We start from the raw sequence: 21,695 nt of genomic DNA on the forward strand, positions 1-21,695 counted from the left end.
AACAATGAAGTGCGGGAGCGGCGCACTAGTCCTGCGCCGCTCCCGCATCAGTCCGAGACCTAGGTCGTGTTTCAGGTGTGGTGTGCGGGAGAGTCGTGATCAGTCCGCTCGCCGGTGGTGCGGCGGGATCGTCCTAATACCGGTGTCGTATTCGGGCGTATCCGGCCGTGCCGCCTGCGGGTGGACTGGCGCGGCTATGCCGTGCTCCACACCTGAAGCGCGGCCTAGTGGCAGGTCAGCAGGCTGATGGTGCTGTTGGCGCAGGAGGCCAGCAGGCTCAGGTTGGACGCGCCGCCGCCGTGGCTCGGGTCGGTGTACGACAGCTCGTTGGGGGCGTCCAGGCTCTGCAGCTCCAGGATCATGTCCATGTTGCAATTCCCTTCATCGGATTTCACGAACCGGCCCGGGTAAGGGCCGGAGTCTTGGGCGCCGCGCCGACGAACGGCAGGACGGGGCACTCGGCCAGCGCGAGCAGCACGCCCGCGCCGCCGGTGGCCACGTCCATCGACAGGCGCAGCAGTTGGTTGCCCGGCATCGCGATCCCGCCGCCGTACGGCACCGCGTGCCAGGCCAGCGCGGACAGATGCGCCTCGATCACGGCGGCGCGGGCGGGGTCGGGGTCGCGCCGCTGGGCGGCGGTCAGGGCGGCGAGCAGCCCACTGCGGCCGTACAGCAGGCCGGGGTGGATGACGAACTCGCCGAAGCAGGCGCGCAGCAGGTCCGGCTGACGCTCCAGGCAGGCCGCGGCGGGCCTGCGGGCGGCCAGCTCCTCGATGGCCAGCGCCACCCCGGCGCTGCCCACGGCCAGGTACGGCAGGGTGCGCGCGCCGCCGTCGCGCACCTGGAGGGTGCCGTCGTCGGTGACCACGCACTCCGCGAGCTCGCGGTCGATGGCGCGCTCGGCGGCGTCGAGCCAGCCGGGGTCGGCGGTCTCGTCGTAGAGCCGGGCGAACAGCAGCGCCGGGCCCGACCAGCCGGAGACGATGCCCGCGCGGCCGACCTCGTCGGGCGGGGCGGCGGCGGCCAGGGCGTCGGCGAGCCTGCCGCCGATCTCCACCGCGGCCTCGGCGTGCTCGGCGCCGTCGAAGTGCAGCCGGGCCAGCGCGATGCCCGCCAGACCGCCGCCGTAGCCGTGGTCGCGGGTCTGCTCGACCAGGGTGGCCGCGCCGTCGACGAGGTCGAGGGCGGCGTCGTGGTGGCCGAGGGTGTCCAGGGCGTAGGCGATGCCGTACGCGCCGTCGAGCAGGCCGGGCCGGGCGGGCGGGTCGCGGCGGACGGCGTCGAGCAGCCACCGCTCGTGCTCGGGATGGCGGCCCTGCCCGGTGGCGTGCAGGGCGTGCAGGACGCCCGCGGCGCCGTTGGCCAGGCCCGCGCCGCCGAGGCGGAACTGCTCGATGTCGCCGGGGAAGAGCCGGTCGGCGCGGTCCGGGGTGGCGCTGGCGAGGATCGCGGTGGCCAGGCCCGCGCGCACGGCCGCCCAGTCGGGTGAGGGCTCGTCCAGCGCGGTGGTCAGCGCGGGGCCGGGCCGCAGCTCGGCGCGGATCGAGTCGGCGTAGCCCGCGGGCAGGGGGAAGCGGCGCTCGATGAAGTCGACCAGCCCGGCGAGCTTGCCCGGGGCCAGCTCCAGCATCGCGTTGAGCGGCAGGAACACCCACAACTTCAGTGCGGCGAGGGCGTAGTTGTCGATCGCGGTGCCGGTGCGGTCGGCCGGGGCGCGGAAGCCGGGCGCGCCCAGCGCGGGCCGCTCGCCGCTCTCGGCGGGGAAGGCCATCTCGTAGTCGATGAGCGAGACGGTGCCGTCCTCGTCGACCAGGATGTTGAGCGCGTGCAGGTCGCCGAAGACGACGCCGCGCTCGTGCACCTGGGCGAGCAGCCGCTCGACGCGGGCCACGATCGCCGTGGCGCGCTCGGTGAAGTCGGCGACCCCGCTGGAGTCGTGCCGGGTCAGCGGGTAGTTGCGCGCCAGCCACGGCCCGAGGGCCCGGCCCTCCATGGGCTCCATGGCCAGGAAGCTGTGCTCCCACACGGTGATCAGGTCGTACGCCTTCGGCACGCCCTCGATCCCGTCGAGGCGGCGCAGGACGTCGTGCTCGCGGACCAGGCGGGCCACGGCGTCGACGCCGTCGCGGTCCAGCCCGGCGTGCGGGCGGGCTTCCTTGAGGACGACCTCGCGGCCACCGGCGTCGGTGGCCCGGTAAACGCCGCCGCCGTTGGAGAAGTGCAGGGACGACGAGACCCGGTAGGGGAACTGGCCGGGGTCGCCGGAGCGGCGGGCGGCCAGGTGCGGGGCCAGGCACTCGGGCAGCTCGACCCACTCCGGCACGCGGAAGGTCGGCGTCCGTTCGTCGGGGACCAGCTCGCCGTCCGGGCCACGCAGGGCCAGCACCCGGGCGCCGTCGAACTCCACCCACCGCTCGACAAATCCGCCGTAGCGGACATACAGCGGGCCGTCGCCATAGCGCAAGTCGCTGAGAATGTACGGGCCCGCGAAACCGGCAAGTTTGGCGGACAATCCGTCGAGAATTCCCGTAAGTTGCCGGTCGTCGGTCGGGTAGATAGTCACCAACTTGCCACTGCCAGAGCGGGGCGCGTATTTGGCGTTGCGCGCCAGCAATATACCGCTGCTCCGCAGGTGCTTGAACGCGACTCGCGCGTCGAAGCAGTAGTCGGCGACGATGCCGAGCACCTTTTCGGCGTTGTCCATGGTGGCCGAGACGTGGATCTTCCACCCCTGTTCCGGGGTCACCACCCCGGCAGGCCGCAGCAGGCGCCACGTGCCCATATCCCCGCTCCCCCAGCCCGTGGCCGGGGTGGGGACGAGGCGGGCGAACCCCGCGTCGGAATCCGCGGCGACGCGCTGTTCGTCAAAGAACAGCGGATCGGCGAAGCAGAACGCCTCGTACCGCAGATCCATCGCTTCCCTCTCCAGAATGATCGAGTTTCAACCGGGATTCAGACCGCCCCGAATGCCAACTCCTGCGTTCACAACTAATTCCCGCACAGCCGAACCGCGCGAGCCAATCCGCCAATTCAGTGTTTGCCCGCACCCGATCGAGGGGCCATCAGGGTGTATTACCTTCAGGTAACAGGTGCGGTCGGTAGTCGTTTCCAGAACCGAAACCACCCGAATGCCGCGTATCCATGGTCCTGCCTGGACCAACGCGAAGCTGGGCAATTCTCACCTCTGCCCGGTCGCCACCGTGACGGGTTCGTCCGGTTCGCACACAGCGGGTGACGATCGACCAGGCTGCGGCGGAAAGCGGCCGACATGGCACCATCTGGCGCACGCAGGGCGGCGCCGAAAGGAGAGGCCATGCACGACCGGACCGAACAGGTCGACGACCTCCACCTGGTCGCCCTCCCCAGCGCGGTGGGCTGCGCGGAGATGTTCGTGCGCTTCTCCTTGACCGAATGGTCCCTTCGCGACCTGCGCGAACTCGGCGCCGAGACCGCCCGCGCGCTGGCGAAGGCAGTCGTGGCCGCCGCCGATCCCGCCGCGCCCGGCATGATGACCGCCCGCGCCCGGCTCTCCGGCGGCGACCTGGTCATCGAGATCGAGCCGTCGCACCCGGTGCCGGTGCCGAAAGTGCCCTCGGGCGCGCGGGCGGGCGTGCTGGACATCGGCGACGGCCGGACCGTGCTCTGGGCGGCGATCGCGCTGCCATCGGGCATGTCGGCCTCGGCCGTTCCGCTGCCCCGCCGCCAGCGCAGGCCCTCCTCCCAGACGGTGCGCGGCAACCCGCCGGACGAGCCGATCGGGGCCGACGAGGAGACCATGCAGCGCATCCTGTTCGGGCTGAGCGGACGGCGCGACCGCGACCAGCGGTGATGCCTGCCGGTGCCCGCACGTCGCCGCGGCTTAAGCTGATCGTGCCGCGGACGCACCCCGGGACCGGGTGCGCGGACCGTCCGCGCGATCGGAGTTGAGTTGAGCATGACCGAGTCGGACGAACGGGCGGCGCCGACGCTGGAGGAGGTCGCCCGCGTAGCCGGGGTTTCCCGATCCACGGTGTCGCGGGTGATCAACGACATGCCCGGGGTGAGCAAACGGGCGAAGGAAGCGGTCACCGAGGCGATCGCCGAGCTGCGGTACGTGCCCAACCAGGCCGCGCGCAGCCTGGTCACCCGGCGCACCAACTCCATCGCGCTGGTGGTCTCCGAGCAGGGCGACCGGGTCTTCGGCGACCCGTTCTTCGCCGGGGTGCTGCGCGGGGTGTCCGCCGGGATGGCGACCGGGCACCGCCAGCTGGTGCTGATGATGGGGCGCACCGACACCGACTACTCGGTGGCCAACTACCTCTGCGGCGGCCACGTCGACGGGGCGATCGTGGTCAGCCTGCACGGGCACGACCCGCTGCCGCAGCGCCTGGTCGAGGCCGGGCTGCCGGTGGTGGTCGTCGGCCGCCCGCTCGGCGAGACCGCGGTGCCCTATGTGGACTCGGACAACTTCTCCGGCAGCCTGCAGGCCGCCCGGCACCTGGTGGAGATCGGGCGCAGGCGCATCGCCACGATCGCGGGCCCGGAGGACATGGCGGTGGGCATCGACCGGCTGGTCGGCTGGCGGCGCGGGATGAGCGAGGCGGGCCTGCCCGCCGACCTGGTCGTCCACAGCGACTTCACCGGCAACGGCGGCGCCGCGGCGATGGCCGAGCTGCTGGAGCGCGCCCCCGACATCGACGGGGTCTTCGCCGCGGCCGACATCATCGCCGTGGGCGCGCTGCGGCTGCTGGCCGCGCGCGGCAGGCGCGTGCCCGAGGACGTCGCCGTGGTGGGCCACGACGACTCGATCCTGGCCACGAGCACCACCCCGGCGCTGACCACCGTGCGGCAGTCGGTGGAGGAGCTGGGCCGCAGCGCGACCTGGCGGCTGCAGGCCCAGCTGGAGGGGGAGACCCACCTGCCGCCTTCGGTCTTGCTCCCCACGGAGCTGGTCGTGCGGGGTTCCAGCGAAATTCGACCCGGCGAGTAGTCACACCCGGTAACGTGTGGAGGGTCTCAATGCGATGCAACCAGGTGAAGGGTTGACACGTCCGACCGAGGACATCGCCGAGTCTCCACCACTGGGGGAACCATGGACACCGCCGATCCGCACGAATTGAGCCACCGCGCCCGCGCGATGCTCCGAGCCATCGCCGCGGGCCGGGCCCAGCTGCGGTGCGGCCGCGAGCCGGACCTCTACATCGACGGGGTCCCGTGCTGTGACCAGTTCAGCGCCCACGAGCTGATCCACGACGGCCTGGTGGCCACCGGCGCGGGCCGTTTCGGCCAGTTCGTGCCCGCGGCCCTGACCGCGGCGGGCTCCGCCGCCCTCGACACGCGGACCGCCGCGGCCTGACCGACGCGGCCCCGCGCGTCGTCAGGGCCGGCCCAGGCCAGTGGTCCAGGCCACTAATCCGGTCCGCTGGTCCGGTCCGCTGGAACGGTCCCGAGGTCAGGTCTGCGGCTGGGGGTGCGCGGCGGCCGGGACCAGGTCCTCCACCGGGCCCGGGGTCCCGTACAGGGGCCCTTGGGCCAGGTCGGCGCCTGCCTCCGTCCACCACTGGGCCACCCGCGCGGTGCTGATGGCCGGGATGATCACCGACACGCCCTCCTTGCGGATCAGGGGTATGGAGGCGCGGACCGCCTTCGTGATGAGGGTGCTCTCGCCCGCCTGGATGTCGGCGGCGATCCGGTTGGCCACCTGCTCGTTCACCCGGACCGAGTGCACCGGCAGCTCGGCGATGCAGGCCAGGTCGCCCACGCCGCGGCCCATCTCGGTCAGGACCACGCGGGCGCCCAGGTCGGCCAGCACCGCCGCGTTGTCGGCGCCGGGGCCGTCCGGGAACGCGGCGGCGACGACCGGCAGGCCGATGTCGAAGTGGGTCAGGGGCAGGGCGGCCTCGGTCGAGACCTTGCGGACCGCGGCGACCAGGTCGGGGTCGGAGGCCAGGTCCGCGGTCAGCTCCACGTACAGCCTCGGGGCCACGCCCAGCCTGTCCCGCAGCGCGCCCACCCGCTCCGCGGCGCGGGAGAGCTGCCAGCGGCCCACGCAGACGCCCATGCCGGTGTCGGCCAGCAGGGCCGCGCAGAGGTCGCCGGAGATGCGCCCGCGGGCCGGGTTGTCCCAGCGGAGGGTGGCCCTGGCCGCGACCAGGGCGGCGCTGTCCAGGGACACCACGGCGTCGAAGTCGATGTCGAGTTCGCCGTTCTCCCACGCGCCGGGGATGGCGGCGGTCAGCGCCCAGCGGTCCACCCGGTTGGCCACCTCGGTGACGTCGACCATGCCCCACTGCCTGCGGCCGCGGGAGCGCAGCTCGCGGATGGTGATGTCGGTGGCCCGCAGGAGGTCGCCGGGGTCGGTGTCCGCCCTCGGGCGGGCGACGAGGGCCACCGTGGCCGACAGGGCGATGCCCGCTCCGTCCACATAGGTGGGTTCCTCCAGGGCGTCGTTGACCATGGCGGCCACGACGGGACCGGCGTCGGCGGCGTGCAGCAGGATGGCGAACTCGTGGTCGGCCACCCGGGCGATCACGGCGTCCTGATCGGCGACGACATCGGCGAGCCTGCCCGCGACCGCGGTCAGCAGGCGCTCGCCCGCGTGGCGGCCGATCCCGTCGTTGACCATGGCGAAGTCGTCGAGGGACAGGTGCAGCACGGCCACCTCGTCTCCCGCGCCGAGGGCCTCCTCCAGCCGCCCGGAGAACGCCGAGCGGTTGGGCAGGCCGGTGAGCGAGTCGTGGGTGCCCTGGTAGGTGATGCGGTGTTCGAGCAGGTGCAGGTCGGAGATGTCCTCGACCATGGTGACGAAGTGGGCGGGCAGGCCGTCGGCGTCGCGCAGGACCGAGACCGCGACGCGGGTCCAGACCGTGTCGCCGTCGGCGCGGCGGAAGCAGGCCCGCTCGCAGATGCCCGTGCCCTCGCCCCCGGCCAGCTCGGCGCAGCGGGAGCGCAGGTATTCGGCGTCCTCCGGGTCGGCGAGCGTGTCGAAGTGCCCGCCGAGGAGGGTGCCGCTCGCGTAGCCGAGCATGGCCTCGATCGCCTCGTTGGCCCGCACCACGCCGCCGCCGAGGTCGGTGATCAACATGCCGAGCGCCGAGGTGTCGAAGACCTCGGTGAAGCGCGCCTCGCTGGCCCTGAGGCTGCGCTCGACGTTGCCCTTGGCCTGGCGCAGCGCCGCGTACAGGTCTTCCTGTTCGGCGAAGAGCCCCTCCCGCGACGCCTTGGTGAACCCCGCGGCGAACGCGGCGAGCACGGAAGCGTCCACATCGGACAGCTCAGCCAGCAGCCGCATGCTCTCGCGCAGGCACTCCGGCAGCCGGAAGCCCAGCTCGACCAGCCTGACCCCCGCCGCGTGGGCGTCGCTGTCCAGCAGGTCGAGCAGTGCCGCCAGTTCCCACTCGGCCTCGGAGCGGGACAACGGCACGTACACGACCGCGGTGATCGCGGCTGCCCATCTGGCGGGCACCTCAGCTCGATCCACGGCGACCATCCGGCTGGCGCTGCATCGGTGTCCTCGTCGGCTGCTGACTGACCTGGCGCTTACGGGGGTATCACTGTGCACCCGAATGGGCACGGCACGCCACCCCATCAGTGCATCTGCAACTAAATTGACCACTCAGCCGTTCGGCTCGCGGGCCACACCGGCGTGGAGACTGGACCAATCGGCGCTCTCCGGACGATTCGGTCGCCCCCGCGGCCCGTCCCCCGAACCGGGCCCCGCGCGCTGGACAGGTCGACGGTCACGCCCTCGGAGCACCCAGCTCGCGGTCTGACTCACCACACACCTCATTGGCTAGGCTGTTCCCGCAGCTTACCGACGAGACCCATGGGCCATTCGGGTCATCCTCGGTTCCAGTGATCTTCACTCACTGTCCGCGCCCGCGTCCATGGTGACGATGTGGTCGGGGCGGACCGGCGCGTGCGTGAGGGCGGCGCCCGTCGCGGCGCGGATGGCGGAGATGACGGCGGGGGTGGCCGAGATGGTCGGCGGCTCCCCGACGCCGCGCAGCCCGTAGGGCGCGGCCGGGTCGGCCAGCTCGAGCACGTCGACGGTCATCGGGGGCATGTCCAGGATCGTGGGGATCAGGTAGTCGGTGAACGACGGGTTGCGCACCACGCCGTCGACGACCTGGATCTCCTCCATCACGGCCAGCCCGAGCCCCTGGGCGGTGCCGCCCTGGATCTGGCCGACGACGGCCTGCGGGTTGAGCGCCTTGCCGACGTCCTGGGCGCAGGCCAGTTCGACCACCCGCACCAGGCCCAGCTCCGTGTCGACGTCCACGACGGCGCGGTGCGCGGCGAAGGCGTACTGCACGTGCGCGTCGCCTTGGCCGGTGATCGGGTCGATCGGCTTGGTCGCCCGGTGCCGCCACTCGACGGTGTGCTCCACGGCGCCCTCGGCGAGCAGGTCGGCGAGGTCGGCGACCGGCTCCCCGTCCACTGTGGTCACCTTGCCCGCGTGCAGCCGCGCGCCGCCCTCCGCCCGCGCCAGGACCTCCTCGCGGACGGCCTCGCACGCGGCCTTGACCGCGCCGCCGGTGACGTAGCTCTGCCGCGACGCCGAGCTCGACCCGGCGCTGCCCACCGCGGTGTCGGCGGGCACGACCGTCACCTGGCGCACGCCCAGCTCCGTGCGGGCGATCTGCGCCTGCACGGTCACCAGGCCCTGCCCCACCTCGGCGGCGGCGGTGTGCACCATCGCGACCGGCTCGCCGTTGACCAGCTCCAGGCGCACCCTGGCGGTGGAGTAGTCGTCGAAGCCCTCGGAGAAGGCCACGTTCTTGATCCCGACGCCGTAGCCGACCCCCCGCACGACGCCCTCGCCCCGGGTGGTGTTGGCGACCCCGCCCGGCCGCTCCCTGGGGTCCTGGGTCGCGGGCGGCGGCAGGGGCTTGTCCCGCACCCGGGTCAGCAGCTCGGCGACCGGCGCGGGCGAGTCGATGACCTGCCCGGTGGGCATGGTCGAGCCCTCGCTGACGGCGTTGCGCACCCGGATCTCGACCGGGTCGACCCCGATCGCCGCCGCGAGCTTGTCCATCTGGCTCTCGTAGGCGAAGCACGCCTGCACGGCGCCGAACCCGCGCATCGCGCCGCACGGCGGGTTGTTGGTGTACATGCCGTAGGCGTCGATGTGGACGCTGGGCACCTCGTACGGGCCGGCGCCCAGGGTGGCGGCGTTGGCGACGACGGCGGTGGTGCTGGAGGCGTAGGCGCCGCCGTCGAGCAGGATGCGGGCGCGGACGTAGAGCAGCCTTCCGTCCTCGGTGGCGCCGTGCTCGTAGCGCATCCGGGCGGGGTGGCGGTGGACGTGGCCGAAGAAGGACTCCTCGCGGCCGTAGACCATCTTGACCGGCCTGCCGGTGCGCAGCGCCAGCATGCTGGCGTGCACCTGCATCGACAGGTCCTCGCGCGCGCCGAACGCCCCGCCGACCCCGGCCAGGGTGACGCGCACCAGCTCCTCGGGCAGCCCGAGCGAGACGGCGACCTGCCCGCGGTCGACGTGCAGCCACTGGGTGGCGACGTAGAGGTCGATGCCGCCGTCGTCGGCGGGCACGGCCAGACCGGACTCCGGTCCGAGGAAAGCCTGGTCCTGCATCCCGACGGTGTACTCGCCGGTCACCACGACCGGCGCGTGCGGCTCGTCGGCGCCGCGGCGGATGGGGACGTGGCGCAGCACGTTGGAGCCGTGCTCGGGGTGCAGCACGTGCCCGGTGAACGCGGCCTCCGGGTCGGTGACGGGGTCGAGGACGTCGTAGGCGACCGCGACCAGCGCGGCGGCCCGGCGGGCGGTCTCCGGGTGGTCGGCGGCGACGACGGCCACCGCCTCGCCCTGGTAGCGCACCACGTCCTCGGCGAGAACGGGCTGGTCAGCGTGCTCAAGGCCGTAGCGGTTGCGGCCCGGCACGTCCTCGTGGGTCAGGACGGCGGACACCCCCGGCAGCCGCAGCGCCTCGGCGACGTCCACCCCGGTGACGCGGGCGTGCGGGTGGGGGCTGCGGACGGTGGCGCCCCAGAGCATCCCGTCGGCCCACAGGTCGGAGGAGTAGGCGAACTCACCCCGCACCTTGAGCACGCCGTCGGGCCGCTGCGGGCTCGTGCCCACCCCGCCGTCGACGTCCACGAGGGTCTCCGTGCCGCTCATCCGCCCGTCCTCCGCTGTGCCCTGGCTCACCTGACGAGGGTCCCGCCACTGTCAAGTAGGCCACTGGAACCAAGAAACGCACCAACGCGCACGTGCGGAAAGCTACTCTCGACAAGTGACCGCGGGCCATGGTGGCCGAAGGTCGTCGGCACGTCCGAGCGCGGACCGTGGGACACCCGTCGGATGGACCGACCGAAGCAGACTGGGGCGCACCGAGGCATGAGTGACCTGATCATCGCCATCGCGCTCTGCGTCGCGGTCGCCATCGTCTACGCCACCGCCGCGCTCATCCAGGCCGACCGCGCCCACCTGAGCATCAAGGAGCTGACCCGCGTCCCGGTGTGGTGGCTCGCCCTGGCCCTCAACGGCCTCGGCGCCGCGATGCACGTCGTCTCCCTCGGCTTCGGCCCGCTCTCGCTGATCCAGCCGCTGGGCGTGCTCACGCTGGTCATCGCCGTGCCGGTGGCCGCGGCGACCGCGCGGCGGCGGGTGACCCGGCTCGAGGCGGTCGGCATGGCCGCCACGGTGGTCGGCCTCGCCGGGCTGAGCCTGATCATCACCACCGGCGGCGACCCCGACACCCTCACCAGCGGCGAGCTCACCGGCCTGCTGGTGGCGGGCACCGTGGTGATCGGCGTGCTGGGGTTCAAGGGCCAGCAGCCCGGCGCCTCCACGCTCTGGGAGGCCGTCGCGGGCGGCATGGCGTTCGCCGTCTGCTCGGCGCTGTGCCAGACCGTGGTGGTGCACCTGGAGGCCGACGGACCGGGCGTGCTCCTGCGCCCCGCCACGCTCGTCTCGATCGTGGCCATCGCCACGCTGGCGATCGCCGCGACGGTGTTCACCCAGCGCTCCTACCGCGACGGCCTCGCCGCCCCGCTGGCGGTCACCAACCTGGTCAACCCGGCGACGGCGACGGCCATCGGCGTGGTGTTCCTCGGCGAGAGCCTGGCGACCACCCGCCTGGACGCCGTCCTGGCCACCGCCTGCGCAATCCTCGCCGCGTACGGCGTGACCCAACTGGCCCGGGCCCGCGACGCGGAGACGACCTACTCGCGCCTGCCGTAGTCCCCCTGCCGAAGTTCGGCACATTGCGAGGCACCTCTGCCGTTTCACAGCGGAAGCGGGTGGTGTGGCCGCCGCTGAGGTACACAAGTGCGCCGGCACGAGGGCCTGCCGATCAGCAGTGCGACAACCTGAAGTTCGTCGTCATCGACGCCGCCAAGATGCCTATCGCCCGCAACATCTCCACCGCCTGGCAGGCGGGCCACTCTGATGTCCTGACCAAGGACCGGGGCAGCGGAAGCCGTCAATCGCCGTAAGGTCTGCCTGCCAGCTCCCCCCGCAAGCACGGCGGGCAAGTTCCCCCTCGCCAGCACCCGGCAAGGCGTTGACATCGCCGAGGACCAAGGTTGGTGCGGATGACCACGCGACCGGATGTGACCATCGACCTCCAGGTCGAGATCGATCACGGCCAGCTCTACATCTACTCCGTCGCCCCCTGGGCCGCCGACCCTGACAACGACGCGGTCTTGCGCGCCCTCGAGGATGCTCGTCAGTCTAGCCGTTGGGTCGGTCTGGCCGACGGGACGATCGACCTCGTGGTGCCCTTCGCCAAGAGCTTCGACGCACCTATGCGCGTCGAGTTCTGGCCCGTCGAACCCCCCACCGACGACACCGACTGGGACCACGTTGTCGATCTGGACTTCGATATTCACCAGGGCCGCCTGGTGTTCGAGCCCTCCGGCGGCTTTGCCCCGACCCCGTGCGAGCACCTGCTGCCCTCCGGCAACTTCCGGGCCCGCCTGTCCGCCCGCGGATATACCGCGGCCGCCGGAGGCGCCGTCGGCATGGACCAGTACCGCATGGCCCTGTGGCCCCGTCACGACGACCGACCACCGACCCTGCGCCGCAGCTGGCCGGGATGGGATGCGGTCGGATAGGCGACGCAGGGTCGGGGGCGATACCCGCCGAGCCTGCGGTCGGTCCTCAAACGAGGATCAATCCAGGTCGTCCGATTCGACGCCGCCGCATTGAAGCGGTCGGCATCCGCATGGCCGTCGGCGCGACGACACGCTGGTCGCAGCGGACGGATGCTTGGGCTACCTCGCCAGGCCGGCCTTGCGGGCCAGTGACGTGCTCGCGGTGGCCAGGGACGCGGCGATGTCGTCCTCGGCGGAGCGGCAGAGGCGGTCGTCCTCGACGACCGGGTGGCCGCCGACCAGCAGCGCGGCCAGTGGCGGCAGGGCGCCGAAGACCAGGGCGGCGACCGGGTCGGCGATGCCCGCGTGCTCGATGCCGGTGAGGTCCCACAGCGCCAGGTCGGCGAGCTTGCCCGGCTCGATGGAGCCGATCTCGGCCTCGCGGCCCAGGCATTCCGCGCCGCCCATGGTGGCCAGGCGCAGCGCCTGGCGCGCGCCGAAGGCGTTGCCGTCGCGGAGCCGGGCCAGGTAGGTGGCCTGGCGCAGTTCCACGCCGAGCCCGCCGTCCTCGTTGGACGCCGCGCCGTCGGCGCCGAGGCCGACCGGGACGCCCGCGGCGAGCAGGTCGGCCACCCTGGCGATGCCCGCGCCGAGGCGGGCGTTGGAGGTGGGGCAGTGCGCCACCCCGGTGCGCGTGGCGCCGAGGGTGGCCACGGCGGCGTCGGAGAGGTGGATGGCGTGCGCGAGCCAGACGTCCCTGCCGGTCCAGCCCAGGCGCTCGGCGTACTCCACCGGGGTGCAGCGGTACTCGGCCACGCACTGCTTTTCCTCGTCCAGGGTCTCGGCGAGGTGGGTGTGCAGGCGCACGCCCGCGGACCTGGCCAGGTCCGCGGCGCCGGTCATCAGCTCGGCGCTGACCGAGAACGGCGAGCACGGGCCGACGGCGACGCGGACCAGCGCGTCGGGGGCGGGGTCGTGGAAGCGGTCGATCGCGGCCTGGGTGCCCGCCAGGGCGTCGTCGGTGGTCTCCACGAGGGAGTCCGGGGGCAGGCCGCCGTGGGACAGGCCGCGGTCCATGGAGCCGCGCACGGCGTGCAGTCGCAGGCCGATCTCGCCCGCGGCGTCGACGACCGCGCCCAGCAGGTCGCCGCCGTGGCGCGGGTAGATGTAGTGGTGGTCGGCGGCGGTGGTGCACCCGGTGCGGGCCAGGCGGGCCAGGCCCGCGCGGGCGGCGGCGCGGGTGATGTCCTCGTCCAGGCCGGACCAGACGGGGTAGAGCGTGACCAGCCAGGTGAACAGGTCGGCGTCCTGGGCCAGCCCGCGGGTCGCCCACTGGTAGAGGTGGTGGTGGGTGTTGACCAGGCCCGGGGTGAGCAGGCACCCGCGCGCGTCGACGCGCCGGTCGGCGGGCAGGTCCGGGGCGGGCCCCGGGCCGACGAGCGCGACCCGGCCGTCCTCCACCACCACGTGTCCCTCGGCGTGCTCGGTGCCCACGGCGTCCACCGTGGCCACCGCCGCCCCCTCGATGATCACCCGCATGGCCCGGCTCAGCCCTTCGCCCGGGACGCGGCCAGCCGGACCGCGTCCATGATCTTCTCGTAGCCGGTGCAGCGGCACAGGTTGCCCGCCAGCGCCTCCCGGATGTCGGCGTCGGCGGGCTCGGGCACCCGGCGCAGCAGGTCGTGGGCGGCGACGATCAGGCCGGGGGTGCAGAACCCGCACTGCACCGCGCCGGTCTCCAGGAACGCCTGCTGCACGCCGTCGAGGCCGTCCTCGGCCAAGCCCTCGATGGTGCGCACGCGGCGGCCTTCCGCCTGACCGGCGGCGACCAGGCAGGCGCAGACCGCGACCTCGTCCAGGTAGACCGTGCAGGAGCCGCATTCGCCCTGCTCGCAGGCGTTCTTGCTGCCGGGCAGCCCCAGGCGCTCGCGCAGGACGTAGAGCAGGCTCTCGCCCTCCCACACGTCCTCGGCCACCCGCTGCTCGCCGTTGACCTCGACCCTCACGCGCATCGCGGCCACCTCCCGCTCCGGTAATCCGCCCAGGCCCAGGTCAGGGTCCGGCGTGCCAACACCCCGAGCGCGTGCCGCCGGTAGGCGGCGCTGCCGCGCACGTCGTCGATGGGCCGCGCGGCCTCGGCGACCAGCTCGCCGAAGCGGCGGGCGGCGGCCTCGGGCAGCTCGGCGTCCCAGTCCAGGTCGGCGGCGAACCGCTCGGCGTCGGTCGCGCGCAGCGGCGTCGGGCCCGCGGAGCCGATGCCGGTGCCCACGGTGTGCGTGGCGGCGTCCAGCGCGACGGCGAAGGAGCAGACCGCGATCACCATGGCGTTGCGGGTGCCGACCTTGGCGAACTGCTGGGGGCCCGCGGGTTCGGGCACCGAGACCGCGACGACGAGTTCGTCCGGCGCCAGCACGGACTTCTTGGGTCCGGTGAAGTACTCCCGCGCGGGCACCGTCCGCGTGCCGCGCACCGAGGCGATCTCGACGGTTGACCCGTCGGCCAGCAGCGGCGGGTGCGCGTCACCGGCGGGCGACGCCGAGCCGAGGTTGCCGCCGACCGACCCGCGGTTGCGGATCTGCGGCGAGCCGACGCTCCGCGCGGCCGCGGCCAGCCCCGGCGCCCGCGTCCCCAGCTCGTCGATGATCCGCGAGTACGGCACGGTCGCGCCGATCCTGGTCGCCCCGTTGGCGTCCCAAGTGGACAGCTCGGGGACGCCGGAGAGGTCGAGCAGGGCGGCCGGGCGCCGCTTGTCGAAGTTCAGCTCCACCATCACGTCGGTGCCGCCCGCGATCGGGACCGCCTCGGGATGCTCGGCTTTCACCGCCAGCGCCTCGGCGAGCGTCACCGGTCGAAGAAATTCCACAGTGGACCCCTTTACCACCAGGCCAGGCCCGGCTCGGGCGCGCCCGGCCTGCGCACTGTGCCCTCGATGAGCCCGTAGGGCCGGTCAGCGGCGTGGTAGACCTCGTTCGGGTTGTCCAGCCCGAACGGCGAGAGGTCGACCAGGAAGTGGTGGCGGTTGGGCAGGGACAGCCGCACCTCGGCGATCGACTCCCCCGACTCCAGCACCCGCTCCCCCATCGCGTAGAGCGTCTGCTGCAGGGAAAGGCTGTGCGTGGAGGCGAACGCCTCCAGCAGCGCCTCCCGCGCCGCGCCGTGCGAGGCGCCCCAGTCCGTCGGCGTCGAGTGCCGCCAGCGCGCGGTCACCGCCGTCGCCAGGATGCGGTCGTCGGTCTCGGCGAGGGTGGTGTACTCATCGCGCGGGAAGCCGTGGAACTCCGAACCGGTCGTGTTCAGCACGACCAGGTCCGAGACCCCCGAGACCACCCAGGAGCCCGCCTCGGACACCGACGCGGTCGCGGTGCGCGTCCCCGCCCCGCGAACGAACGAGTGGTCGGCGCGCCGGTCCCAGCTGTGCTGCTCAATGGCGACCCGCGCACGGGTGATCGCCGAGGTGGCCCCCAGGAAGTGCCTGGCGAGGCGCAGCGCGAAGTCCTCGATCTCGCCGACCCCCTCGCGGGCGAAGGCGTAGACGGCGTTCTTCTGCGAGTCCGTGGGCAGGACATCGGTGTTGTCGCCGGTCAAGTGGGTCGCCGCCAGGTCCCCCGCGAGCGTGGTGGTCACCGTGAGGTCGGTCAGCCCATGCCCGGCGTCACCACGCTCAACCCGCACCAAGCGCACCTCAGCCTTGCCGTACTGGTTGTCCCCGAGTTCCATCAGCTCCCCCACCACGTCCTCCCGCCGAAAACACGCATCCTCCCCTAGACGAGCCACCCTGTCGAAGGGCAATCACACACACTCATGACCACAACACCCCAAACCGTGCCCAGGGCACGGAGGGTAGCCCGACCAGCCTCAGCCAGCCAGGTCATCCCGCCGAGGCCCAAGCCACACCAGCCGGACCCGGATGTGCTCACCGGTCTCGAACATCCGCACAGCGCCCTCAGGAGCTTGAAGGCTCATCCACCCGGTCCGCCCCACCCCGATGACCTCGGCATGGTCGGGGAACGCCATCCCCCACGCGGCGATCCGCGCGTCGACGCGCTCCCCGTACTCCTGCACCACCGCGAACAAGGCGGGCGCGTCACCCACGACCATGCGCTCGACGATCGCGGCGAATTCCGGCTCCGTGCCCAGTGCGGGCAGGTCAGCGAGCATGTGAGTTGTCATGTAGGCATAATGCCTGTCATGGTGCTCAGACGATAGAGACCTGATCGGGTGATCGCCGAGGTCTTCGGGCGTGCTGACGTCAAAGATGGGCGGCAACAGAACGGAGGACACTCGATGCGACCGACCGTGCGCAGTCGTCGTCTCGGCAGCAAGCTGGGCCACTACCGCAAGCAGAACGCCCTGTCCGGCACCGACTTGGCAGCCAAGGTGGGCATCCACCAGGCCACTTGGTCGAAGATCGAGTCCGGCAAGGTCAAGATGTCCCCCGAGGTGCTGGCCCGGATCGTCGAGGAGCTGGCCATCCCCGAGGAAGTGGCCGTCCAGCTCAAGGCGCTGCACGACAAGGCCGACATGCCCGGCTGGTGGCAGGACTACGGCGACATCCTGTCCGAGGCGGTCCAGATGCTCATCGAACTGGAGACCGACGCCTCGTGGATTCGCACCTATGAGGGCAACGTCGTTCCCGGCCTGCTCCAGACACGCGACTACGCCGAGCGGCTGATCACAGCCGGAGCCCCGCACATCCGGGTCGCCGACATCGACCGGTACCTGGAGCTGCGGATGAACCGCCAGCAGCGGCTCGACAAGGGGTTGCGGCTGACCGCGATCCTCAGCGAGGCCGCAGTCCGTCAGCAAATCGGCGGACCCGCTGTCCTTCGCGAGCAACTGCTCCACATCACCCGCATGGTCCGCGAGCACGACATCACCGTGCAGGTCGTGCCGTTCACGGCTGACGCCCATGCTGCCCTGGGCGATTCGTTCGTGATCATCCAATGGCCCGATGAAACCGACCCCGAAGCCGTCTATGTTGACGGTGTGACGTCATGGAACGTGCACGAGCGCGCTGGCGTGATCCGCAGTTACGTGCACGCCTTCAGCTCTGTGCAGGGTCAGGCGCTGACGCCACGAGAGTCACTCGACCTCATCCGCAAAGTGATCAAGGACCTGCAATGACCCCCGACTCCCCTCCCCGCACCGGCTGGCGCAAGAGCAGCCACAGCACTGCCACCGGCAACTGTGTCGAAGTCGCCCCAACCGCCAACAGCGTCTCCGTCCGGGACAGCAAACACCCCGCCGCAGGCGCGATCGCCTTACCGACACACACCTGGGCGGCATTCACCGCGAGCATCGGCGGGTTCGATTCCACCGGACAGGCGCGCACCGCCTGAGCCGGCATGAACGGTCAGCTTCCCCGGTACGTCGTGTAGCCGAAAGGGCTGAGGAGCAGGGGAACGTGGTGGTGGCTGGTGTCGGTGACGCGGAAGACCACGGTGGCTTCCGGGTAGAAGGCGTCGGGGCCCAGGTATGCCGTGGTGTCGAAGGTCAGGCGGTGTACGCCCGGCGTCGCGGTCCAGCCGGTGATGCGGCCGTCGGAGTTGGTCGTGCCGGTGTCGGCGGGCACCCAGGTGTCGCCGTCGCGGATGTCGTGGCGAACCGGGATGCCTGCCGCCGGGACTCCGAGGGCGGTGTCCAGGACGTGGGTTGACAGGCTCATCCCTGGGCCGCCTTCACCAGGCGCAGGTCGGCGACCTTGCGGAGTTCGTCCCGGACGGCGTCCCGCTCGACGTCGACGTCGTTCTTCATCCGCGCGCGCAGGGCGGTCAGCACCTCGTCGGCGGTGAGGCCGGTCGCGCAGATGAGGAACACGTGGCCGAAGCGGCGCTCGTACTCGGCGTTGCCCGCGCGCAGCCGCTCCCGCACCTCGTCTGACGCGGGTACGGCGGCCGCCTGCTCCTGGCGTGACCAGCCCGCCTCCCGGGCGTCGCCGTCGGCGCGGTCGCCGATCCTCGGGTGCGCTCCCAGCGCCTCGACGACGTCCGGCCAGGACAGGTCCTCGATCACCGCGGCCGACGCGGCCCTGAGGGCGTCCAGATCGGCATAGGGCCGTTTCGCGGCGACCGCGCGCGCCCACTTCGTCGACGCGCAGCAGGCCAGTAACGCTGCCGACGCCTCCACCGCCCCAGCGGCGTTGAACCGTGCCAAGAACATCGCCACAGTCAACACTGCGACAGGAAACGGCCCGCCACCAGGTGACGGGCCGTTCCCCACGCCCTACTCGAAGTGCTTGCCCTGCTCCGCGCGCTCCACCAGGGACGCGGGCGGGGTGAACCGGTCGCCGTAGCGGGCGGCCAGCTCGCGGGCCCGCGCCACGAAGCCGGGCAGGCCGCCCTCGTAGCCCTCCATGTACTGGATCACGCCGCCGGTCCAGGCCGGGAAGCCGATGCCGAAGATGGAGCCGATGTTGGCGTCGGCCACCGACCGCAGCACGTTCTCGTCAAAGCACTTGACGGTCTCCAGCGCCTCGGCGAACAGCATCCGCTCGATCATGTCCTGGAACGGGACGTCACCGTCGCCGGTGGCGAACGCCTCGGACAGGCCCGGCCACAGGCCGGTGCGCTTGCCCTCGTCGTCGTACTCGTAGAAGCCCGCCCCGGAGGAGCGGCCCTTGCGGTCGTGGTCGTCGACCATCCGGTCGATGACCGCCTCGGCCGGGTGCTCGGGCCACTCGGCGCCCGCGGCCTCCACCGCCGCGCGGGTCTCCTGGCGGATCCTGCGCGGCAGGGTCAGCGTCAGCTCGTCGAGCAGTTGCAGCGGCGGGGCCGGGTAGCCCGCCTGCGCGCCCGCCTGCTCGATCGACGCGGGCGCGACGCCCTCGGCGACCATGGCCACGGCCTCGTTGATGAAGGTGCCGATGACCCGGCTGGTGAAGAACCCGCGGCTGTCGTTGACCACGATCGGGGTCTTCTTGATCTGCTGGGCGTAGTCGAACGCCTTGGCCAGCGCGATGTCGCTGGTCTGCTCGGCGACGACGATCTCCAGCAGCGGCATCTTGTCCACCGGGGAGAAGAAGTGCAGGCCGATGAAGTCCGCCTGCCGCTGCACGCCCTCGGCGAGGCCGGTGATCGGCAGCGTGGAGGTGTTGGAGCCCAGCAGCGCGTCGGGGGCGACCAGGCCCTCGATCTCGGCGAACACCTTCTTCTTCAGCTCGGGGCTCTCGAAGACCGCCTCGACGACCAGGTCCACGCCCGCGACGTCCTCGGCCTTGCCGGTCGGGTGGATGCGGGCCAGCACCTCGTCGCGCTTCTCCTGGGTGATCTTGCCCCGGGAGACGGCCTTGTCCAGGATCTTCGCCGAGTACGCCTTGCCCTTCTCGGCCGACTCCAGCGTGACGTCCTTGAGCACGACCTCGATGCCGTTGCGCGCGCTGACGTAGGCGATGCCCGCGCCCATCATGCCCGCGCCCAGCACGGCGACCCGCTTGGCCTGGTAGCGCGGGACTCCCTCCGGCCTGCTCGCGCCCTTGGTGATGGCCTGCAGGTCGAAGAAGAACGCCTTCGTCATGTTCTTGGCGACCTGGCCGATCACCAGGTTGACGAAGTACTCCGTCTCGATGCGCTCGGCGGTCTCCAGGTCGACCTGGGAGCCCTCCACGGCGGCGGCCAGGATGTTGCGCGGCGCGGGCATCGGGGCGCCCTTGAGCTGCTTGCGCAGGTTGGCCGGGAACGCGGGCAGGTTGGCGGCGAACTTCGGGTTCGACGGGGTGCCACCGGGGATCTTGAAGCCCGGCTGGTCCCACGGCTGGGCGGCGTCGGGGTTGGCCTTGATCCACGCCTTGGCGTTGGCGATCAGCTCCTCCGGGGTGCTCACCACCTCGTCGACCAGGCCGATCTCCAGCGCCTTGGCCGGCTTGTGCCGCTGGCCCTGCAGGAGCACGTTGAGCAGCGCGGACTGCAGGCCCATCATCCGCACGGTGCGGGTGATGCCGCCGCCGCCGGGCATCAGGCCGAGGCTGACCTCGGGCTGGCCGATCTCGCTGCCCTTGGCGTCGAGGGCGACGCGGCGGTGGCAGGCCAGCGCGATCTCGCAGCCGCCGCCGAGCGCGGCGCCGTTGAGCGCGGCCACGACCGGGCGGCCCAGGGTCTCCAGCGCGCGCATGTCGGCCTTCATGCCGTTGACCCTGGCGGTGATCTCCGGCGCGTCAGCCGGGCTGGCCTTGCTGAGGATGCGGAGGTCGCCGCCTGCGAAGAAGGTCTTCTTGGCCGAGGTCAGCACCACGCCGGTGATGCTGTCCTTCTCGGCGACCAGGCGGGCCACGGTCTCGGTGAACGAGGCGCGGAAGACGTCGTTCATGGTGTTGGCGGACTGGCCGGGGTCGTCCATCGTGAGCGTCACGATGCCGTCGGCGTCGGCTTCCCAGCGGAACATGTTCATCTCTTTCGGCCCTCAGACTCGCTCGATGATGGTCGCGACGCCCATGCCGCCGCCGATGCACAGGGTGACCAGCGCGCGGCGCTCCCCGCGGCGCTCCAGCTCGTCGAGCACGGTGCCCAGGATCATCGCGCCGGTCGCGCCCAGCGGGTGGCCCATGGCGATGGCCCCACCGTTGACGTTGATCTTCTCGTGCGGGATGTCCAGGTCCTTCATGAACTTCAGCACGACCGCGGCGAAGGCCTCGTTGAGCTCCCACAGGTCGATGTCGGCCGGGGTGAGCCCGGCCAGCGCCAGGGCCTTCCGCGCGGCGGGCGTGGGGCCGGTGAGCATGATGGTCGGCTCGGCGCCGGTCACCGCGGCGGAGACGACCCACCCGCGCGGGGCCAGGTTCGCCGCCCTGCCCGCGGCCTCGGTGCCGATGAGCACGAGGGCCGCGCCGTCGACGATGCCCGAGGAGTTGGCGGCGCTGTGGACGTGGTCGATCTTCTCGACCCAGTGGTACTTCTGCAGCGCGACGGCGTCGAAGCCGCCCATCTCGCCGATGCCCGCGAAGGCGGGCTGCAGCTTGGCCAGGCTCTCGGTGGTGGAGCCGGGGCGCATGTGCTCGTCGTGGTCGAGCAGGGTCACGCCGTTGCGGTCCTTGACCGGGACGACGGACTTGGTGAAGTAGCCGCCCTCCCAGGCCGCGGCGGCGCGGTTCTGCGACTCGACGGCGTAGGAGTCCACGTCGTCGCGGGAGAAGCCCTCGATCGTGGCGATCAGGTCGGCGCTGACGCCCTGGGGGACGAAGTAGGAGTCGTAGTTGGTCTCCGGGTCGAGGAACCAGGCGCCGCCGTCGGAGCCCATCGGGACCCGCGACATCGACTCGACGCCGCCGGCGATGATCAGCTGGTTCCAGCCCGCGCGGACCTTCTCGGCCGCGGTGTTGACCGCCTCGAGGCCCGAGGCGCAGAACCGGTTGAGCTGGACGCCCGCGACGGTGTCCGGCAGGCCCGCGGCGACGGCCGCCGTGCGGGAGATGACCGCGCCCTGGTCGCCGATCGGGGAGACCACGCCGAGGACGACGTCGTCGATGGTGGCCGGGTCCAACTCGGGGTGGCGGGACCTCAGTTCGCCGATGAGCCCGGTGACCAGGCTGATCGGCTTGACGCCGTGCAGCGACCCGTTCTTCTTGCCGCGCCCGCGCGGCGTGCGGATCGCCTCGTAGATGAAGGCTTCGGTGCTCACGCCCGACCGGTCCTCTCTGAGAGGCATCGCTAATGACGATTAACATT

General features: G+C 72.0%; 20 protein-coding genes. 7 read left to right on the plus strand and 13 right to left on the minus strand.

Annotation, left to right across the window (positions count from 1 at the left end; translation table 11 throughout):
• Nucleotides 1–224: 224 nt before the first annotated feature.
• Complete coding sequence (locus tag ACTG9Q_RS16345; protein WP_455573636.1) at nt 225–368, minus strand: SapB/AmfS family lanthipeptide; 144 nt, start codon at nt 366–368, stop codon at nt 225–227.
• Nucleotides 369–391: 23 nt separating this feature from the next.
• On the minus strand, nt 392–2,914 hold the full coding sequence (gene lanKC / locus ACTG9Q_RS16350; RefSeq protein ID WP_455573637.1) for a class III lanthionine synthetase LanKC: 2,523 nt from the start codon (nt 2,912–2,914) through the stop codon (nt 392–394).
• A gap of 399 nt (nt 2,915–3,313) precedes the next feature.
• Between lanKC and ACTG9Q_RS16355 the strand changes: the two genes are divergently transcribed.
• From ACTG9Q_RS16355 to ACTG9Q_RS16365, 3 genes are all read left to right on the plus strand, one after another.
• Nucleotides 3,314–3,829, plus strand: coding sequence for an ATP-binding protein (locus tag ACTG9Q_RS16355; protein WP_455573638.1), 516 nt, complete (start codon nt 3,314–3,316; stop codon nt 3,827–3,829).
• 105 nt (nt 3,830–3,934) lie between these two features.
• A complete protein-coding gene (locus ACTG9Q_RS16360; RefSeq protein WP_455573639.1) occupies nt 3,935–4,969 on the plus strand; it encodes a LacI family DNA-binding transcriptional regulator in 1,035 nt (344 codons plus the stop codon).
• A 102-nt stretch (nt 4,970–5,071) separates the two neighbouring features.
• Nucleotides 5,072–5,335, plus strand: a complete 264-nt coding sequence (locus tag ACTG9Q_RS16365; protein WP_455573640.1) for a hypothetical protein — start codon at nt 5,072–5,074, stop codon at nt 5,333–5,335.
• Between the two features lie 96 nt (nt 5,336–5,431).
• Here ACTG9Q_RS16365 and ACTG9Q_RS16370 read toward each other — a convergent pair whose 3' ends face one another.
• Together ACTG9Q_RS16370 and pucD are read right to left on the minus strand one after the other, a co-directional pair.
• Nucleotides 5,432–7,444, minus strand: coding sequence for an EAL domain-containing protein (locus ACTG9Q_RS16370; RefSeq protein ID WP_455573641.1), 2,013 nt, complete (start codon nt 7,442–7,444; stop codon nt 5,432–5,434).
• Nucleotides 7,445–7,840: 396 nt separating this feature from the next.
• Nucleotides 7,841–10,120, minus strand: a complete 2,280-nt coding sequence (pucD, locus tag ACTG9Q_RS16375) for a xanthine dehydrogenase subunit D (protein WP_455574036.1) — start codon at nt 10,118–10,120, stop codon at nt 7,841–7,843.
• A gap of 219 nt (nt 10,121–10,339) precedes the next feature.
• On the opposite strand from pucD, the gene ACTG9Q_RS16380 reads away from it, so the two are divergent.
• Nucleotides 10,340–11,185, plus strand: coding sequence for a DMT family transporter (locus ACTG9Q_RS16380; RefSeq protein WP_455573642.1), 846 nt, complete (start codon nt 10,340–10,342; stop codon nt 11,183–11,185).
• Between the two features lie 353 nt (nt 11,186–11,538).
• Nucleotides 11,539–12,060 (plus strand): hypothetical protein, encoded by a 522-nt coding sequence (locus ACTG9Q_RS16385; RefSeq protein ID WP_455573643.1) that lies wholly within the window; start codon nt 11,539–11,541, stop codon nt 12,058–12,060.
• 159 nt (nt 12,061–12,219) lie between these two features.
• On the opposite strand, the gene ACTG9Q_RS16390 is transcribed toward ACTG9Q_RS16385, so the two are convergent.
• The 5 genes from ACTG9Q_RS16390 to ACTG9Q_RS16410 form a co-directional block, all read right to left on the minus strand.
• Entirely contained in the window at nt 12,220–13,578 is a 1,359-nt protein-coding gene (locus tag ACTG9Q_RS16390; protein ID WP_455573644.1) for an 8-oxoguanine deaminase, read from the minus strand.
• Between the two features lie 8 nt (nt 13,579–13,586).
• On the minus strand, nt 13,587–14,051 hold the full coding sequence (locus tag ACTG9Q_RS16395) for a (2Fe-2S)-binding protein (RefSeq protein WP_455573645.1): 465 nt from the start codon (nt 14,049–14,051) through the stop codon (nt 13,587–13,589).
• A complete protein-coding gene (locus ACTG9Q_RS16400) occupies nt 14,042–14,902 on the minus strand; it encodes an FAD binding domain-containing protein (RefSeq protein ID WP_455573646.1) in 861 nt (286 codons plus the stop codon). Before ACTG9Q_RS16400 ends, ACTG9Q_RS16395 begins: the two co-directional genes overlap by 10 nt.
• Before the next feature lie 11 nt (nt 14,903–14,913).
• Nucleotides 14,914–15,756: a factor-independent urate hydroxylase gene (gene pucL, locus ACTG9Q_RS16405; protein ID WP_455574037.1), complete on the minus strand. Its 843-nt coding sequence runs from the start codon at nt 15,754–15,756 to the stop codon at nt 14,914–14,916.
• A 138-nt stretch (nt 15,757–15,894) separates the two neighbouring features.
• On the minus strand, nt 15,895–16,209 hold the full coding sequence (locus ACTG9Q_RS16410) for a hypothetical protein (RefSeq protein ID WP_455573647.1): 315 nt from the start codon (nt 16,207–16,209) through the stop codon (nt 15,895–15,897).
• 48 nt (nt 16,210–16,257) lie between these two features.
• On the opposite strand from ACTG9Q_RS16410, the gene ACTG9Q_RS16415 reads away from it, so the two are divergent.
• Both ACTG9Q_RS16415 and ACTG9Q_RS16420 read left to right on the plus strand, forming a co-directional pair.
• Nucleotides 16,258–17,163 (plus strand): helix-turn-helix domain-containing protein, encoded by a 906-nt coding sequence (locus tag ACTG9Q_RS16415; RefSeq protein WP_455573648.1) that lies wholly within the window; start codon nt 16,258–16,260, stop codon nt 17,161–17,163.
• Entirely contained in the window at nt 17,160–17,378 is a 219-nt protein-coding gene (locus ACTG9Q_RS16420) for a DUF397 domain-containing protein (protein WP_455573649.1), read from the plus strand. The genes ACTG9Q_RS16415 and ACTG9Q_RS16420 overlap by 4 nt, the downstream gene beginning before the upstream one ends.
• A 14-nt stretch (nt 17,379–17,392) precedes the next feature.
• Here the strand turns inward: ACTG9Q_RS16420 and uraH are convergent, their stop codons facing one another.
• The 4 genes from uraH to ACTG9Q_RS16440 all read right to left on the minus strand — a co-directional run bounded on the left by uraH (nt 17,393) and on the right by ACTG9Q_RS16440 (nt 21,648).
• Nucleotides 17,393–17,704, minus strand: coding sequence for a hydroxyisourate hydrolase (uraH, locus tag ACTG9Q_RS16425; RefSeq protein ID WP_455573650.1), 312 nt, complete (start codon nt 17,702–17,704; stop codon nt 17,393–17,395).
• Nucleotides 17,701–18,198 (minus strand): 2-oxo-4-hydroxy-4-carboxy-5-ureidoimidazoline decarboxylase, encoded by a 498-nt coding sequence (uraD, locus tag ACTG9Q_RS16430; RefSeq protein ID WP_455573651.1) that lies wholly within the window; start codon nt 18,196–18,198, stop codon nt 17,701–17,703. The genes uraH and uraD overlap by 4 nt, the downstream gene beginning before the upstream one ends.
• Before the next feature lie 63 nt (nt 18,199–18,261).
• Nucleotides 18,262–20,421, minus strand: coding sequence for a 3-hydroxyacyl-CoA dehydrogenase NAD-binding domain-containing protein (locus ACTG9Q_RS16435; RefSeq protein ID WP_455573652.1), 2,160 nt, complete (start codon nt 20,419–20,421; stop codon nt 18,262–18,264).
• A gap of 12 nt (nt 20,422–20,433) precedes the next feature.
• Nucleotides 20,434–21,648, minus strand: a complete 1,215-nt coding sequence (locus tag ACTG9Q_RS16440) for an acetyl-CoA C-acetyltransferase (RefSeq protein WP_455573653.1) — start codon at nt 21,646–21,648, stop codon at nt 20,434–20,436.
• Nucleotides 21,649–21,695: the final 47 nt, after the last annotated feature.

Source organism: Actinokineospora lacus, from assembly GCF_053813445.1.